This window comes from Bifidobacterium sp. LH_419 (genome assembly GCF_056356955.1).
Map to the genome: position 1 here is coordinate 467,293 of NZ_JBKEVG010000001.1, position 17,655 is coordinate 484,947.

The 17,655-nt window shown below is 66.6% G+C and carries 12 protein-coding genes; 1 reads left to right on the top strand and 11 read right to left on the bottom strand.

Annotated features, from left to right (window positions below; genetic code table 11):
• Positions 1–882: 882 nt before the first annotated feature.
• The 4 genes from fruG to fruE form a co-directional block, all read right to left on the bottom strand.
• A complete protein-coding gene (gene fruG / locus AC1AYX_RS02230; RefSeq protein WP_476501955.1) occupies positions 883–1,905 on the bottom strand; it encodes a fructose ABC transporter permease FruG in 1,023 nt (340 codons plus the stop codon).
• Complete coding sequence (gene fruF, locus AC1AYX_RS02235; RefSeq protein ID WP_476501956.1) at positions 1,902–2,975, bottom strand: fructose ABC transporter permease FruF; 1,074 nt, start codon at positions 2,973–2,975, stop codon at positions 1,902–1,904. The genes fruG and fruF overlap by 4 nt, the downstream gene beginning before the upstream one ends.
• A gap of 11 nt (positions 2,976–2,986) precedes the next feature.
• Positions 2,987–4,516: a fructose ABC transporter ATP-binding protein FruK gene (gene fruK / locus AC1AYX_RS02240; protein WP_476501957.1), complete on the bottom strand. Its 1,530-nt coding sequence runs from the start codon at positions 4,514–4,516 to the stop codon at positions 2,987–2,989.
• 150 nt (positions 4,517–4,666) lie between these two features.
• Positions 4,667–5,647, bottom strand: a complete 981-nt coding sequence (fruE, locus tag AC1AYX_RS02245; protein WP_476501958.1) for a fructose ABC transporter ATP-binding protein FruE — start codon at positions 5,645–5,647, stop codon at positions 4,667–4,669.
• A 302-nt stretch (positions 5,648–5,949) separates the two neighbouring features.
• On the opposite strand from fruE, the gene AC1AYX_RS02250 reads away from it, so the two are divergent.
• Positions 5,950–6,219 (top strand): hypothetical protein, encoded by a 270-nt coding sequence (locus tag AC1AYX_RS02250; RefSeq protein ID WP_476501959.1) that lies wholly within the window; start codon positions 5,950–5,952, stop codon positions 6,217–6,219.
• A 117-nt stretch (positions 6,220–6,336) separates the two neighbouring features.
• On the opposite strand, the gene AC1AYX_RS02255 is transcribed toward AC1AYX_RS02250, so the two are convergent.
• From AC1AYX_RS02255 to AC1AYX_RS02285, 7 genes are all read right to left on the bottom strand, one after another.
• Positions 6,337–8,250, bottom strand: a complete 1,914-nt coding sequence (locus tag AC1AYX_RS02255) for an LpqB family beta-propeller domain-containing protein (protein WP_476501960.1) — start codon at positions 8,248–8,250, stop codon at positions 6,337–6,339.
• Entirely contained in the window at positions 8,247–10,040 is a 1,794-nt protein-coding gene (gene mtrB, locus AC1AYX_RS02260) for an MtrAB system histidine kinase MtrB (RefSeq protein ID WP_476501961.1), read from the bottom strand. Before mtrB ends, AC1AYX_RS02255 begins: the two co-directional genes overlap by 4 nt.
• On the bottom strand, positions 10,037–10,801 hold the full coding sequence (gene mtrA, locus AC1AYX_RS02265; protein WP_476501962.1) for an MtrAB system response regulator MtrA: 765 nt from the start codon (positions 10,799–10,801) through the stop codon (positions 10,037–10,039). Before mtrA ends, mtrB begins: the two co-directional genes overlap by 4 nt.
• Before the next feature lie 81 nt (positions 10,802–10,882).
• On the bottom strand, positions 10,883–12,328 hold the full coding sequence (locus AC1AYX_RS02270; RefSeq protein WP_476501963.1) for a replication-associated recombination protein A: 1,446 nt from the start codon (positions 12,326–12,328) through the stop codon (positions 10,883–10,885).
• Complete coding sequence (locus AC1AYX_RS02275; protein WP_476501964.1) at positions 12,325–14,919, bottom strand: DEAD/DEAH box helicase; 2,595 nt, start codon at positions 14,917–14,919, stop codon at positions 12,325–12,327. Before AC1AYX_RS02275 ends, AC1AYX_RS02270 begins: the two co-directional genes overlap by 4 nt.
• A gap of 6 nt (positions 14,920–14,925) precedes the next feature.
• Positions 14,926–15,939 carry a PPK2 family polyphosphate kinase gene (locus AC1AYX_RS02280; RefSeq protein ID WP_476501965.1) on the bottom strand — a complete coding sequence of 338 codons (1,014 nt, stop codon included), beginning with the start codon at positions 15,937–15,939 and terminating at the stop codon, positions 14,926–14,928.
• Between the two features lie 60 nt (positions 15,940–15,999).
• On the bottom strand, positions 16,000–17,592 hold the full coding sequence (locus AC1AYX_RS02285; protein ID WP_476501966.1) for an acid phosphatase: 1,593 nt from the start codon (positions 17,590–17,592) through the stop codon (positions 16,000–16,002).
• Between the last annotated feature and the right edge of the window lie 63 nt (positions 17,593–17,655).

Below are 17,655 nucleotides of genomic sequence, written 5' to 3' on the forward strand. Positions count from 1 at the left end.
GCCGAAATGGCTTGGCCCCGGTGCAGAACGCCGTCGGCACCTGCCCCTGTGCGGTGACGGATACCCCTCGTTAGCGAGATGGCGATCCGCATCGGAGCGGAAGCACCCCTGACAACGCAAATACCTCTACGCCGGTGGTCAAACGGCATCGGATCGTCCCGGATACGCGTTCCGCGACCGCAATGCCCTTTGGCGCAGCAGCCAGTCTCGATCGCGTCGCAGCCCGGCGCAAGAAATCCCGGAGATCTTCAGCGGTTTCCGGGATTTTTCGTATCGGGTCACCGACGACAATAATCGTCGGCACAGCCATCGGCGCGAGAAATCCCGGTTCCGTCCCAATCGTCCGGGATGTATTGCGCAGAGAACGAGTCGGTGCGAGGATTCCCGGACGGCTCCCCCTCTTTTCCGGGATTCCTTACGCAGCCTCGGGGCGGATCGCATGGAGATACGAAGTTGCTGAGAGATACGAATTCCGTTCCGCACCGCGAGCCGCGAGCCATGAGCCACAAGTAAGTTCATGGGGAACTTCCGAAACAACGCGTGTGGCCCGTCCCGAGGGATCTCGGGACGGGCCACACGCGGATGAAAGGAAGGAAATGAAGGAAGAGAGAGGGTGGATGCCGGCGGACGTGTCACCGTACGGTCCCCGCGCGAAGCTCTCGTTGCTTCAAGGCGAGGAGGATTGCCTTTGCGGGCACCGATGGCGTATCGCCCGCCGGTCTCCATGTTCAGTTATCGCTTATTCAGTTATCGGTATTCAGTTATCACGATGTTCGGTTATCACCGCGGTCGTCATCACGGTAGACGGCGACCGCTGCGGGGCTCCGATCGGTCCGGGGGAACCGCCGCGCCGGGCGGCGCCTCCCCCGGACCGATCATCGCCTATTTCTTCTCGCCGACCGCGGTCACCACACGCTGGAGGACCACGAAGGCGAGAATCATCAGGCCGACCACGATGGTCGTCCACTCGGCCGGGACTCCGAAGTCGGAGGTCAGCGGGTCGATGATGGAGCGGACCAGGGCGCCGAGGGCGGAGCCGAGGACGTAGCCGAAGCCGCCGGTGATGATCGTACCGCCGATGACCACGGAGGCGACGGCGTCGAGCTCCCAGCCGACACCGACCGTGTTCTTCGCGGAACCGAGGTTGGCGATGTACACGATGGAGGCCAGCGCGGCGAGGGTCGCGGAGGTGATGTAGATCGTGAACTGGGCGCGCTTCACGGGCAGACCCATGAGCTCCGCGGAGGAGCGGGAGCCGCCGATCGCGTAGATGGTGCGGCCGGTGCGGGTGTGGTGCAGCAGGATGTAGCCGAACACCAGCACCACGAGCGAGATCACGACGCCGATGTTGAAGTAGAGGTCGTTGCTCAGCTTCGGGTTGTCGATGATCGTGATGCTCTGCGCGATCCAGTCGAAGTTGTTGTTGTCCGGGAAGGTCAGCGAATCGGTGGAGATGATGGAGGCGATACCACGGGCGAGGAACATCGTGGACAGCGTCGCGATGAACGGCTGCATGTTGAATTCCTCGATCAGGATCGCGGCCAGCAGGCCGAACGCCGCGCCGATGAGCAGCATGACGACCATCACGACGAGGGCGGGAACGCCCGCGTTGGCCATCTTGATGCCGATGACGGCGGTGATGGCGACGATGGCGCCGACCGACAGATCGATGCCGCCGGTGAGGATCGGGAGCGTCATGGCCACGGCCAGGATGATGAGGTAGGCGTGGTCGATGAACAGGGTGGAGATGAAGCCGAGTCGCAGGTAGGTGCCGAAGAGCGCCTGGCCCATGATCATCATCAGGATGAAGATGACGACGGCCGCGATGGTCGGAATCATCTGTGCGTCGATGCGACGCGTCTTCTTCACGGCCTTCTTGGCCGGGGTTGCCGTAGCGTTTGTCATGCTGCCACCGCCTTTTCAGAGGACTTGAGCGCGCGCTTACGCTTGAGTTCCGCGCTCAGGTTACGAACCTTGGGTGCCTGCATCACGCAGATCACGATCACGACGACGGCGAAGAAGGCCGGGGTTGCGGCGGAATCGATGCCGAGGGTGATGATGGTCTTGCGGATCATGGCGATGATGACGGCGCCGACGGCGCTGCCAGCGAGGGAGAACTTACCACCGAGCAGCGAGGTGCCGCCGATGACGACCGCGAGGATGGCGTACATCTCGAGATCCTGACCGGTCTTGACCACGTCGACGCGCATCACGGATGCGGTGGCGAACAGGCCGGCGATGGCGGCGAGGAAGCCGGAGATCGCGTAGACGAGGAAGAGGATCTGCTTGGGCTTGATGCCAGTCATGCGGGAGGCTTCGGGGTTGATGCCGACGGCCTCGATGAACATGCCCATGGCGGTCTTGCGGCACAGCAGGCCGACGAGGATCACGATGACGACGGCGATCACGAAGTTGGCCGGGATGCCCAGGATGAAGCCGTTGGCCATCCACTTGAGCGGTTCGCTGCCGGCGACCGCGGAGGCGTCGGTGTTCTCGCCGGAGGTGATGACCTTCGCGAGGCCACGGCCGGCGAGCATCATGATCAGCGTGGTGATGAACGGCTGGAGGCCGAGGAACGCGACGAGCGCGCCGTTGATGCAGCCGACGGCCAGACCGATGACGAGGGCCAGCAGGATGGAGAGCCACACGTTGGTGCCTCCGGACAGCGCCTGCATCGCGGCCGCGCCGGCGACCGCCATGACGGAACCGACGGAGAGGTCGATACCTGCGGTGGAGATGACGAGCGTCATGCCGGTGGCGATCATCAGGTATCGGGCGGATTCCTGAAGCATCGTGATGATCGGGCCGGCGAGACCGCCCGTGTTGTCGTTCCACTGCAGGGAGAGGAACGCGTGATCAAACGCGGTGCACAGCAAAACCAGCAGGATGAGTGCGACCACCTCGACGGTGATGTTAGAGGAGAGCAGCTTCTTGACGATGTTGTTCTTCTCGTCCGCTTGCTTCTTATCAGCCATCATCCCTCCTTTCAGTTCTTCACGTTCGTGTTGGCGATGGTCTCGACGATGGTCGACTGCGAGACGGTGTCGCCGTTTTCGATTTCAGCGATCTTGTGGCGATCCTTGAGGACCTCGATGTCGTCGGACAGGCGCACGACCTCTTCAAGCTCGGAGGAGATGAAGACGACGCCCATGCCCTTCGAGGCGAGGTCGAGGACGACCTGCTGGATCTCGGCCTTCGCGCCGATGTCGATGCCTCGGGTCGGCTCGTCGAGGATGAGGAGCTCCGGGTGGGTTGCCAGCCAGCGGCCGATGAGGACCTTCTGCTGGTTGCCGCCGGAGAGGTTCTTGATCGGGCGATCCGGATCGGCCGGTCGCACGTTCATCTCCTTCATGTACTTGTCGACGATCGCGTCCGCTTCCTTCTTCGGAATCGGCTTGAACATGCCGCGCGTCGCCTGGAGGGCGATGAGGATGTTCTGGCGGACGGTCAGGTCGCCGACGATGCCCTCGTCACGACGGTTCTCGGTGGAGTACGCGATCTTGTTCTTCAGGGCGGTGGCCGGGTCGCCGATGGACACCTGCTTGCCGTTGAGCGTGTACGTGCCCGAATCCGGCTTGTCGGCGCCGTAGAGGAGGCGGCCGAGTTCGGTGCGGCCGGAGCCGAGCAGGCCGGCGAAGCCGACGACCTCGCCCGCGTAGATGTCGAGATCCACCGGGTTGATCGTGCCCTTCTTGCCGAGGCCCTTGACGTCGACGATCGGCTTCTCGCCGGGCTCGATGGCGCGGCGCGCCTTCTTGGCGCCGATCTGGGACAGTTCCTCGGCGGACTTGCCGATCATCATGCCGATGAGCTCGTCGCGCGGGGTGTCCTTGGTCATGACCTCCTTGATGAACTTGCCGTTGCGCAGGATGGTCAGGCGGTCGGTGATCTCGTAGATCTGGTCGAGGAAGTGGGAGACGAACAGGATGGCCACGCCGGAGTCGCGCACCTTGCGCATGATCGCGAACAGGTCCTCGACCTCGTTGGCGTCGAGGGAGGAGGTCGGCTCGTCGAGGATCAGCACCTTGGCGTTGATGACCATGGCTCGCGCGATGGCGACCAGCTGCTGCATGGCGATGGAGATCGAGCTCAGCGGGGTGTGCGGATCGATGTGCTCCAGACCCATCTGCTTGAGGTAGGTCTTGGCGGCCTCGTGGGTCTTCTTCCAGTCGATGCCGAACGGGCCGCGCTTCTCGTGGCCGAGCATGACGTTCTCGCCGACGGAGAGGTTGGTGCACAGGTTGACTTCCTGGTACACGGTGGCGATGCCGGCGTTCTGCGCGTCCAGCGTGCCGTTGAACTGCTGCGGCTTGCCTTCGACGGTGATGGAGCCCGCGTCGATCTTGTAGACGCCGGTGAGGGCCTTGATCATCGTGGACTTGCCGGCGCCGTTCTCACCCATGAGAGCGTGGACCTCGCCCGGGTACAGCGTCAGATTGACACCGTCCAGGGCCTTGACGCCCGGGAACTCGATCGTGATGCCCTTCATCACGACGATAGGGGTTTTGTCTGTCATATCGTTGCCTTTGAACAGGGAAGATTGTTACCGTTTTGTGATATTTCGACCCCACATGAATGATGGTGCACAAGGGACTACCTCATGCACCATCGGTTATATGTTCATGTGCGGTTCTCGATCATCACTGATGGAGGCGCTTGGCCCGAATCAGTAGGCGCGGGAGTTGGAATCCAGGGCTTCCTTGGCGCTGGCGGCGTCGAAGGTCTTGGACTCGATCTGGATGTCGGACTTGACCTTCTTGCCACCCAGGTAGTCCTTGACGGCCTGCGCGGTCTCCTTGCCGAAGATCGGGTTGTACTCGATCACGTAGGAGAGGTCGCCGTCGACGAGGGCCTGCAGGGCGTTCTTCGTACCGTCGATGGTGATGATCTTGACCTTGCCCTTGAGGCCGGCGGCGTCAACGGCCTGCGCGGCGCCGAGGCCCATCTCGTCGTTCTGGGCGAAAATGAACTGCGGGTTGTCGGACTTGTACTTGTCCAGCAGGCCGGCGGTCACGGTCTTGGCCTCATCGGTGGACCAGTTGGCGGACTGGGACTCGAGGACCTTCACGTTCTTGGCGATCTTGGCATCCCAGCCGGCGCCACGATCCTTGACGACGGACAGGCCGGCGGGGCCTTCGAGGATGAAGCCGTTGGCGCCGTCCGGGAAGTTCTTGTTCACGAACTCGGCGGCCTGCTCACCGGCCCACTCGTTGGACGGTCCGATGTGGGAGACGATGGCCTTCTTGGCGTCGGAGTCCTTGACCTGGACGTTGCGGTCGACGGTGAAGACCGGAATCTCGGCCTCGGCGGCCTTCTTCAGGGACTCGTCCCAACCGGTATCCTCGGTGGAGGACAGGATGATGGCGTCCACCTCGTCGTTGACGAACTTGTTGAAGGCCTGAATCTGCTTCTGCTGATCGTTGTTCTGGGTCGGCGAGTAGATCAGGTCGAATCCGGCGGACTTGAACGCGGACTTGATGTCGTTCTCGTTCGCGGTACGGAAACCACCCTCGGGGCCGACGGCGACGAAGCCGACGGTCTTCTTGCCGTTGTCCGAACCACCGTTGGAGCCGGAACCGCATGCTGCCACGCTCACCAAAGCGGCGGCGGAAGCAACAAGGGCGATGGCCTTCTTCCAATTCTTCATGTTTATACTCCTCCTCGAGTTATCGAGCACCAAGGTCCTTTCCTTGGCTGACGACTGTTTGTCATCGACAAGCTCAAGTATGAACCAAACAATGTGAGCGTTCAACCTCACGGGATAACATTTCGATAACGTCTTGATAACGATTTGATAACATAGCGCCCGCACGTCGGCTTATCGGCGCGGTACCGCCGTTTTCGGGTATTATGGAGAGCGCCGTAACGAGGCGCCGCCGCCTCGCATGCACCTATACATGCACCTATATGAGGCGGTCGGCACCGTACAACGAACACGAAAGGAGACCCATGGATACCGTGTTCCTCATCATCAAGCAGGTGGAAGGCATCAAGCACCTCGCCGGCGTGGCCGCCACCATCGGCGACGCCGCCAAGCTGCTCGCCAAGTGGGAGCCGGAATGCCCGGACAACTTCAACTTCCTCGGCACCGAGGAGGTCTACGGCGTCAAGCGTCACCTGTTCAACATCCCGTTCAACATGCAGTACCTCATCTACGAGGTCCCGATCAACTCCGAGGTCCCGCAGGAGCTCTTCAAGAGCGAGTACGGCGGCATCTGATCGAACGACCCGCGCATCTCGTCGAGAGAGGGCTCCTTCCCGTCAGGAAGGAGCCCTCTTTTGTCGTTTCCACGCATGCGCGACGCATGGTGCACCGCATCGTCGCCGCACCGTCCGTCACTGCGCGCCGAGCGCCGTCACCTGCGAATCGGCGATGGACCACGATCCGTCGAGCGAACCGGACACCGACCGGACCACGCCGAGGTCGTCGAGCACGGCCAGCCTGCGGTACAGCGCGATCTGCCCGGAGGCGAGTCCCGTCACCGTGGTGTCCGGCAGACGCTGCTCGCGCACGGGGCCGGGCGCGATCTGCCGGTATCCCCGCTGCTTCTGCACCACCGACGATCCGGACGAACCGGACGAACCCGACGACGAACCGGAGGCCGAACCGGACGAATCCGACGCGCCATCCCCGCCGGAACCCTGGCCGTCCGCGTCGTCCGTCGAGGGGACCGACACGTAGATGAGGTTCAGATCGTTGTAGAAGGTCATCATCGTCACGTTGCGCTGCCGCGAGATCTCGGTGGGCTGGGAGGACAGTCCCGACGGCACGAGGCTGCCGTCGCGGCTCACGCCGACCATCACCACGCCGTCGTCGAGCGCCAACGCGAGACGCGCTCCCTCCGGCGAGACGGTGACGGCGCGGATCGACTCCGAACCGAGCCAACCGACCGAGAGATGCCGTTCCACGCCGTCGCGCGAGACATAGAGGCTGTGGCCGCCGTCCGAGACCGCCCAGATCTCGCCGTCGAGACCGCCCGAGATGAACGAGACGCGGGCGCCGGAGAACATGACGCCGCACGAGGAGGCGTCGGCCTTGAGGCATTCGACCACGCCGTCGGCTCGCAGCACCGCTCCCCCGTCGGCGGAGAACGCGAATCCGCGCGCCCCCGGGTAGCCGTCGGTCTCGCCGACGCGCAGGGGGCTCGACGAGCCGAGGGAGACGACGCGTCCGTCGGTGAGCGTGTAGAGGCCGACGCTCGGCTGCCCGTTGTCGAGGTCGAAGCCGGAGTCGATCCCCGAATAGTCCGCACTGTCCACGGTCACCTGCAGCTGGGCGCTAGGCACGCCGTCGCCGAGCGTAAGCCGGATGAGATGGACGAGCGCGACGCGCGACTCCTCGTCGAGCTTGAGGAACTCGGTGCTCAGCCGCACCTGCGGCTTGCCGTCCGTCAGGGGCACGGTGTCCACGGCGAGCGTCGTCCTCGCCGTGTTCACGTCGCGCACCGCGTCGCCCAGCCAGGCCGCGCCGCCGGCGAGCACCTCACGCACGGCCTGGGTGCGCCAATTGCGCCAGCTGAGCCAACGCACGTCGGGCACGAGATGCTTGCCGGCGGCGTCCAACTGGTAGACGGACACCTGGCGGAAGACCTGTTCGAAGTCGGCCGAGGAGACGACCACGCCATCCGCCAGATGGGAGATGCGCCACTGGCCGTCGGACTGCGCCATCGAGAACGTCATCACGGTGGTGCTTTCATCCGCGGGGGCGGGCGTGTACAGTCCGTGGGCGTCGAGGCTGCCCACCACGTTGAGCTCCGCCTCGACCACGATGCCGCCGGAGGCCTCGGGCGATCCGGTCTGCCCGCTCGCCTTGCGCGTGAACCTGGGCGTGCCGTCGTAGATGACGGCGCCGGCGTCGCCCTTCCACTGCTCCGCGGCCTGCGTGGTGAGGAAGCGGCGCGCCACCCGGTAGCCGTCGGACTGCACGCCGGCGGGCATCGCGTTGAAGAACCCCTCGACGATGTCCTCCGGCTGGTCGTTGTCCGACGGTCCTTCCGGACTCGTGTAGACGCGCTGCGTCTGCTGTTCGACCGGCGAGAACGCCTGCACGCCGCCGCCCGACGGCAGTCCGATCGGGCTGGAGCAGGCGCCCGCCGCGCATACGGCGGCGACGACGGCGCATGCGGCGGCGACGCGCGCACAGCGCCGCGCGAGCCGACGCGCCGACGCGCCCGCCGTGGGCGCGGACGCAGGCACAGGTACGGGCGTGGGCATGCCGCCATCGGCCGATCCGTTCCGTCCGTCCATCATTCGTCTCCCGTCCCGTCGTGGCCGTCGCTTCCCGTATCGCCGGCGCTCCCGTCGCCGGTCCCGCCGTCCGCGGCGTCCATGGTGTTCACGCCGCCCGCGTCGCCGCCGTCGCGCGAGCCGTGCTTGACGTAGTCGGCGCTGCGGTTGTCGGCGATGCCGAAGCCGCCGGTGATGACGGGACGGCTGGTGCCGCGTTCGAAGTCGACCGGCAGCTCGTTGTCCGGCACGACGCCGAGCGCGGGATCGCGCGGCAGCGTGACGAGGAACCAGGTGCCCTCGCCGAGTTCGGAGCGCACGCGGATCGAGCCCTGGTGGAGCTTCGCGTCGGTCATCGCGATGGACAGGCCGAGACCGGTGCCGCCGGTGGTGCGCGCACGCGAGGGGTCGCCGCGCCAGAAGCGGTCGAACACGTGCGGTACCTGGTCGCGAGGCATGCCCACGCCGTAATCCCGCACGGAGATGACGACGGCGCGACGGTTGGCGGCGAGCCTCACCTCGATCGGCTTGTCCTCCGCGAAGTCGACGGCGTTGGAGAGCAGGTTGCGCACGATGCGCACGATGCGGCGCGCATCGAAGTAGGCGAGCACCTCGATGTTCGGCAGGAACGTGTGGATCGGCACGTGCTTCGCCTGGGCGAGGCCGGACACCTGGTCGACGGCCTCGCGGATCGGTTCGCGCATGTCGGCCTCGACCAGGTCGAGCGCCGCATAGCCCGCGTCGTAGCGGGAGATCTCCAGCAGATCGGCGAGCATGTCCTGGAAGCGGTTGATCTGGCCGGAGAGCAGTTCGACGGTGCGTCGCGTGATCGGGTCGTACCCGTCCTTGCGGCTTTCGAGCAGATCGGAGGCCATGCGCATCGTGGTGACGGGGGTGCGCAGCTCGTGGCTCACGTCGGAGACGAAGCGGCGCTGCATCGCGCCCGCCTCCTCCAGTTCGTCGATCTTCTGGTCCAGCGCGGCGGCCATCGTGTTGAACGAGTCCTGCAGGGAGCCGATCTCGTCCTTGCGCGTCACGGGGACGCGCGCGCCGAGATCGCCGGCGGCGAAGGTCTCCGCCGCGGCGGCCACGACGCCGACCGGGACGATGATGCCGTGCAGCGCCATCCACACGACGATGCCGACGAGCACGCTCAGCGCGAGGCATACGGAGATGAGATTCATCTGGATCTGGGTGAGCGAGTTCTCCTGCGACTCGTAGGAGAACAGCGCGAAGAACTCGAGTCCGCCGGCGGCGCCGAATTCGAGCGTGGTGCCGAGCACCGCGCCGGGCATGTCCGTACGGTTCTCGACGTCGATCGCGATGGGCTGGTAGAAGACGCGGCTGTGCGTGTCGGAGGCGACGGCGCTGCGCATGTCGTCGGTGACGGCGTCCTCGTATGTGGGGTCGGTGGACACGGGCACGATGAGTCGGCTCTCGTCGTCCTTGCCGCGCAGATAGACGCTCACGAGGTTCGACGCGCCCTCGTTCTGCAGCGAGGAGGCCAGGTTGTTGACGAGCTGCTGGTACTGCACCGAATCGGAGACGTCGGCCGAGTCGAGCCCGGTCTGCGCCTGCTGCACCATGTTCGAGAAGTCGTTGCGCGCCTGCGTGGAGACCTGGTCGAGGAGCGTGGAGCGCACGGAGATCATCGACACGACGGAGAAGACGACGGCCACGATGAGCGTGACCGCGACCACCATGGCGACGGTGCGCGCCTGCAGCGACCGTCGTACCTCGGCGCGTCCGCTTTTCAGCAGACGACGCCAGCTGAACCGGTCGCCGATGCGCGCGCGCAGATCGGCGCCGGTCATGCCGCCGCCCGCGCGGGATCATGCTCCGGCGGGACGAACTTGTAGCCGATGCCGCGCACGGTGACGATGATCCGCGGCTTCTCCGGATCGTCATCGACCTTGGCGCGCAGACGTTGGATGTGCACGTTCACGAGACGCGTGTCGCCGTCGCCGTCGTAGCCCCACACCTTCTTGAGGAGCGTGGAGCGGCTGATGGCCTCGCCGCTGCCGGCGGCCAGCACGGCGAGCAATTCGAACTCCATCGGCGTCAGCCCGAGGTCGACGCCGTCCTTGGTGGCGGTGTGGCCGGTGCGGTCGATGACGATCGCTCCGCGTTCGATGTGCTGCGGATCGGAATCGCCCGTCTCGCCGCCGTTGCCGGCCGCCGCGGCGAGCTTGGCGCGGATGCGGAAGCGCGCGCGGATGCGGGCGAGGAGCTCGGCCACCTTGAACGGCTTGGGCACGTAGTCGTCGGCCCCCGCCTCGAGTCCGGCGACCACGTCCACGGTGTCGGACTTCGCGGTGAGCATGATGATCGGCACGTTCGACGAGGTCTCGCGGATGCGCCGCGCCACCTCGGTGCCGTCGATGCCGGGCAGCATGACGTCGAGCAGGATGAGGTCCGGGTTGACGGTGGGGAACATCTCCACGGCGCGCAGGCCGTCGAGACAGGTGGTGGTCCGGAACCCCTCGTTCTCCAGCACGATGGAGAGCATCTCGCCCAGTGCCTGGTCGTCGTCGACGATGAGGATCATCTTACCGGCGCTTTCGTCCTGCGTCATCGCGTGCTCCTTTCCCGCCATGGTCATGATGGCGTGGCGCGTCCGTCGTTTCGTATCGGGCTCATTGTACCCCGTAACCGCTTACCTGTCCGCCTGTTTCGTCCGTTCTTCCCGATCGGCTCCCGTCCCGGCGTCCCGTCCGTCCCGTCCGTCCCGCGGACCGTCGCCGGAGTGCAGGATCGGCTCGATGCGGGCGAGCCGATCCCCCACCTCGCGTTCGTAGCCGCGGTTGTTCGGCCGGTAGTAGCGCCGTCCGCGCAGGTCCTCGGGCAGGTACTCCTGCGGCGCGACGGCCCCCGGCCAGTCGTGCGCGTACCGGTAGCCCTCGTGGTTGCCCCACTCCTTCATCAGTTTGGTGGGCGCGTTCCTCAGATACAGCGGCACGGCGCCGATGTGCCCGGCGTCCACGTCCGCCAGCGCCTCGTTGATGGCCATGTAGCTCGCGTTCGACTTGGGCGCGGTGGCCACGGCGATCGCCGCCTCGGAGAGGATGATCCGGGCCTCCGGCATGCCGACGAGCGCGACCGCCTGCGCGGCGGCGACCGTCACCTGGAGGATCTGCGGAGCGGCCATGCCGACCTCCTCGGCGGCGGCGATCATGATGCGTCTGGCGATGAACCGCGGGTCCTCGCCGGCGCGGATCATGCGTGCGAGGTAGTGCACGGCCGCATCCGGGTCGGATCCGCGCATCGATTTGATGAACGCGGAAATCACGTCGTAATGGTCGTCGCCGTCCTTGTCGTAGCGCACGGTGGCCACGTCCATCACGGTGGAGACGACGTCGGGCGTGATGGTCGGGCGGCGTCGGCCCTTCTCACGCGCCTTGTCGCCGGTGACCGCGCCGGCGGCCGCCTCGAGGATGGTGAGCGACTTGCGTGCGTCGCCGCCCGCCATCCGCACGATCTCGGCGATGGCCTCGTCGGTGGCCTTCACCTCGCCTTTGAGCCCGCGATCCGATTCGAGGGCGCGGCGGACGAGGTCGTCGAGCTGCTCCGGTTCCAACGATTCGAGTTTGACGACGACGGAACGGGAGAGCAGTGGCTTGATGACCGAGAAGCTCGGGTTCTCGGTGGTCGCGCCGATGAACGTGACGTCGCGGTTCTCGACGGCGGGCAGGAGCGCGTCCTGCTGGGATTTGGAGAAGCGGTGCACCTCGTCGATGAACAGGACGGTCTCCTCGCCGCGCGCGACGAGCCGCTCGTGCGCGCGGTCGAGCACGGCGCGCACGTCCTTGACGCCGCTGGTCACGGCGGACAGCTCCTCGAACACGCGGCCGGACTGGCGGGCCACGATCGTGGCGAGCGTCGTCTTGCCGACGCCGGGAGGCCCGAACATGATGATCGAGCTGGGCGCGGTGAGCGAGCCCTTCGACGCCGGATTGGCGAGACGCCGCAGCGGCGAACCCTCCCCCAGCACGTGGGACTGCCCGATCACCTCGTCGAGCGTGCGCGGGCGCATGCGCACGGCGAGCGGACGCGTCACCTCGTCCGGCGCGTCCGACGCCGCGAACAGGTCGTTGTCGGTCATTCGTTGCCGACCTTGTAGTCGAAGAAGACGACCTCGCCGCTCTCCTGCGTGGCGTCGAGGTCGACGACGCCTTCGATGGCCCAGTCGTGGTCGCCGTCGGAGTCGTCGATGATCTGACGCACCTTCCACGAGTGCTCGTCCTTCTCGTGCTTCGTGTCGAGCATGAAGAGCTCCGCGGAACGGGCCTTCGCGTCGGTGTTCACGTATTCATGCTCGTCATAGAAGTCGTCGAGCGCGTCCTCCCATTCGTGCACGCCGTAGCCCCAGTCCTTGTCGAGCGCGCCGAGCGTGTCCGGATCGTCGAGATCCATGAGCGTGACGCGGCGGAACAGGGCGTTGCGCACGAGCACCGTGAGGCCGCGGCGGTCCTCGACGACGGCGTCGCGCGCGCCGGGGGCGGCGAGCGACGCGGCCGCCTCCGAGGCGTCGGTGGAGCCGTCCGCACCCGCGTTCTCCCATTCGTCGACCAGCGAGGAGTCGATGGAACGCACGAGCACGCGCAGCCAGGCGATGATGTCGTCCAGCTGCTCGTCGCGCTTCTCCGGCGGCACGGTGCGGGCGAGCGCGCGGTACGCGTCGGACAGGTAGCGCAGGAGTGTGCCTTCGGAGCGGGCGATGTTGTAGCGGGCGATGTAGCCGGTGAAGTCGGAGGCGGTCTCGACCATGTCGCGCACCACCGACTTGGGGCTCAGCCAGTAGTCGTTGGCCCACGGCACGTCGTGGCGGTACTGGTCGAACGCCGCGTCGAGCATGTCCTCCAACGGCTTCGGGTAGGTGATCTCCTGGAGACGGTCCATGCGCTCGTCGTAGTCGAGTCCGTCAGCCTTCATGTCGGCCATGGCCTTGTCGCGGGCGGCGCGCTCCTGGGCGCGCAGCACCTGCTTGGGGTCGTCGAGCGTGGCCTCGACCATGGAAATCACGTCGAGCGCGTACGTGTCCGACTCGGGGTCGAGCAGTTCGAGCGCGGCGAGCAGGAACGGCGAGAGCGGCTGGTCGAGCGCGAAGTCGTCGGGCACGTCGAGCGTCATCACGTAGTCCTTGCCGCCGTCGCGGCCTTCGAGCACCTCGATCACGTCGGTGTCGAACAGGGTCTGGAAGATCTCGTCGGCGCGCTGGTGGAGCTTCTCCTTCTGATCGGGGGTCTGCGCGGAATCGTCGATGAGGTCGTCGATGCGCGCACGGGCGTCGCCGCCCTGCTCGACCTCGTTGAGCACCATCGAATGGGTGATCTTGAGGTGCGGCACGAGCGTTTCGGGGGCGGCGTCGATGAGCTTGTCGAACGTGTTCTGGTTCCACGTGACGAAGCCTTCGGGCGCCTTCTTGCGCTTGACCTTCTTGAGCTTCTTCGGGTCGCCGCCCGCCTTGGCGATGGCCTTCTGGTTCTCGATCTCGTATTCGGGCGCCTCGGCGACGACGAGGCCTTCCGTGTCGAAGCCCATGCGGCCGGCGCGGCCGGCGATCTGGTGGAATTCGCGGGCCTTGAGGCGGCGCATCTTGGTGCCGTCAAATTTCGTCAAGGCGGTGAGCACGACCGAATGGATCGGCACGTTGATGCCGACGCCGAGCGTGTCGGTGCCGCAGATGACGGGCAGGAGGCCCTGCTGGGCGAGCTGTTCGACGAGGCGGCGGTAACGCGGCAGCATACCCGCATGGTGGATGCCGACGCCGGTACGCAGCAGACGCTGCAGGATCTTGCCGAACGCGGTCGTGAACTTGACGCCCTTGATGGCCTCGGCGATGGCGGTGCGCTGCTCCTTGCTGGAGACGCCGGTGGAGGCGAGCGCCTGCGCGGTCTCCAGGGCGGCGTCCTGCGAGAAGTGGACGACGTAGATGGGGGTCTCGCCGTTCCTGAACGCGAGTTCGACGGTCTTCTCCAACGGGTCGAGCGTGTACTCGTAGCTCAGGGGCACGGGCCTGGGCGCGTCGGCGATCACGTCCACGTCGGGCACGTCGTTCAAATCGGAAAGCTTGTCGGCGATCGCGTCGACGTTGCCGAGCGTGGCGCTCATGAGCAGGAAGCGCGTCTGCGGGAGGGTGAGCAGCGGCACCTGCCACGCCCATCCGCGCTCCAGGTCGCCGTAGTAGTGGAACTCGTCCATCGCGACCATGCCGATGTCCGCATGCTCGCCCTCGCGCAGCGCCTGGTTGGCGAGGATCTCGGCGGTGCAGCAGATGATCGGCGCGTCCGCGTTGATGTGGCTGTCGCCGGTGATCATGCCCACGTTGTCGCGGCCGAACACCTCGACGAGGTCGAAGAACTTCTCGGAGACGAGCGCCTTGATGGGTGCCGTGTAGTAGGAGCGGCGGCCGGTGCACAGGGCGGCGAAGTGCATGCCGAGCGCGACGAGCGACTTGCCGGAGCCGGTGGGCGTGTTGAGGATCACGTGGTCGCCGGCGAGCAGGTCCATGATGGCCTCCTCCTGATGGGGCCATGGCTCGATGCCCTTGACGTCCTCCACCCAGCCGAAGAACCGTTCGTAGATGTCGTCGTCCGTGAGGTTGCGCTCGCGTTCGCTTCCGTCCCATTCCGGGGCGAGCCGCCCCAGCGACCCGTAGCGCTTGTCGTCCTCGTATTCCTTCTCGTCGGTCATGGTTCCCTAGCTTAGCCGACGTCGCGCCTCGTCGGCGTCCACTTCCGCTTCGAGCGGCGGCCAGGACATGTTCATGTTCCGCAACGTGGTGCGCAGCAGTTCGGAGACGACGGCCCTGGAGTACCAGCGGTTGTCGGCGGGCACGAGATACCAGGGCGCGGCGGGCGTGCTCGTCCGCTCGAACACCTCCTGCCAGGCGTCCATGTAGTCGTCCCACCGGTCGCGCGCGTCCAGGTCGGAGACGTCGAACTTCCAGTATTTGGTGGGGTCGTCGAGGCGCGCGAGGAAGTGCCGGCGCTGCTCCTCGCGGCTGGAGACGAGGAAGATCTTGATGATGGCGCATCCGGAGGCGACGAGATTGCGCTCGAACCCGTTGACGATGTCGTAGCGGGCCCGCCACACGTCCTCGGGGAACGTGCCGTACACGTGCGGCATGACGATGTCCTCGTAGTGGGAGCGGTCGAAGATCGCGATCCACCCCGGATCGGGCAGTTCGCGTTCCACGCGCCACAGGAACCCGTGGCCCGCCTCCTCCTCGGTGGGTTTGCCGAATCCGTGGTAGTGGATGCCCATCGGGTCGCCCTGGCGGAACACGTGGCGCACGATGCCGCCCTTGCCGGAGGCGTCCATGCCCTGCAGCACGATGAGCAGCCTTCTGGGCGACCCCTTCACGCCGTTCGCGTACATGAGCCGCTGGTAGCGGGCGATGCCCGACGAGCTCAGGTCGATGAACCGTTCGCCGTCGTACTTGTCGCCGTCGAAGCCGGGGGTGCTCCCCGCGCCCGTCGCGGCCAGCTCCCCCACGTCGACGCCGTGGTGGAACATGAGCCGCTGCGCGGGCGGCAGCGACCAGACGGCGCTCAGCAGCTCGCTGGATTTCGCGGCGCGCGCGAGACGCTCCGCCACGTTGTCGCTGTCCTCGACCGAGCCGATCAGCTCCTCGGCGCGGTCGAGCGCCTTGTCGACGTACTTGCGCGTCCTGCCGCCGCCTTTGGCGTTCTTCCTGTCATCCTTGGCCATAGTGCCGATTGTACGCCGCCGCGGACGTGTGGCGACGATTTCGCCGCCGGCACCGGACGGTCACGCGGCGCGGCGCGAGCGGCGGCGGTCGCGCACGCGCAACGCCGTGCCGACCGCGGCGACGGCGACGGTGCCGAGGGCGACCGCGGTGAGCGCCCGACGATCGAGGCGCTTCGCCGCGGGCCCGGGTCCGGCGGCCTCGTCGCCGTTCTCGCCGGCCGCCGCATCGGAGTCGGGATGGTTTCCGCGGTCCGCGTATTGCGCGTTGACGACGGTCGGACCGTCGAACGCGTCTTCGACGTCGTCGGCGGTCTCGACCTTGGCGACGTCGCCGTTCGCATCCAACGTGACGCGGGCGCACAGGGCCTTCGCCCAGTCGATGCGCTGCCAGCCGTCGGACGACTTCCATAACGGGTATCCGGAGTCGAGCGCGGTCTTCGCGAGGATCGCGTTCCGCTGGTCGGCGTGCAGCTGCGGGTAGGCGAGACGCAGCACGTCGGCGGCGCCGCGCGGCGCGGTGAACGGTTCGCCCTTCTCGGTCTTGTTCTGCGCGAATCCGTAGGTCATGCGCTTGACGTAGACGCGGACGGCGGACGCCCGGTCCCTGACCGGCTCGTCGGCCACCGGGTCGAGGAACCCGTTCGTATAGCCGCCTTCGCCGGTGGCTTTGAGGTCCGCGATGCACGCCTTGAGCGTCGCGCCGTGGCCGTCCGCCCTGCAGCGTTCGGTGAGGTAGGCGCGCAGCTGCCGCGCGGCGGGGGCGACCGACGTGCCGAACTCGTTGTGCCAGTATTGCCCGTTCTGCGCGGAGCCGCCGATGCGCCCGCCGATGACGTCGAGCGGATAGTGGACGCCGAGCACGATGCGGTTGTTGCCCGCCTCCGAGGTGCGCGCCATGATCTGCGGCGCGAGTTCGGGGATCATGCCGGCGAGCGCCACGCCCCACGAATAGGCCGTGGTCGTGTGTCCGGACGGGTAGGAGCTGTTCTTCTGCAGGTTCGAGTAGCCGGGGACGTGGTCGCCCCATGCGGGCGCCTGCCTGATGTCGAGCGTGGCGGGCAGTCCCGCGAGGTCGTTCGTGCCGTTGTAGGCGCTCACCGAGCGGTCGAGGTAGGGCCGCGGGTGCATGGCCGCCCGCTTCGACTCGTAGGTGGAGGCGACGTCGAAGCGGAACAGGTCGACGACGCGGCCGAGCCGGTGTCCGTCGATGCCTTCGCGCATGTAGCGGCCGAGCACGGGGCCGAGCGCGTCGGGCATGGTCTCGCGCGCCCTGAGGTCGGAGTCGACGAGCGCGCGTCTGCGCTGCGGGGTGAGCCCGTCGGCGTCGGCGCCTTCGGCCCCCTTGTGGTTGATGGCGACGGCGAGGTCCCCGTCGCGCTTCATCACGGTTTTGTCGAGCACCTTGCCGCCGTCCTGCGCGCTGGTGGGCGCCTTCCAGTAGTCCTTCTCGTAGTCGGCGAGGAGGGCAGCCCAGTCGGGGTTGGGCAACTGGTCGGCGCGCGCGGCGGGAACGGCGCCGGGGATCGGCGCGACGGCGGCCACGGCGACGGCCGCGACGGCCGCGGTCGCGGCGACGAGCGCGGCGGCCGCGGCGCGGAGGGACCGGATGCGCGCGGATACGATGACGGCGGACAGGTTCGGGAACGGTGTCATGCTCCCTAACCTATCCGCCGTTTCGCTACGCGACGAGGGGCGCGGCCGAACGATGGGTGAACT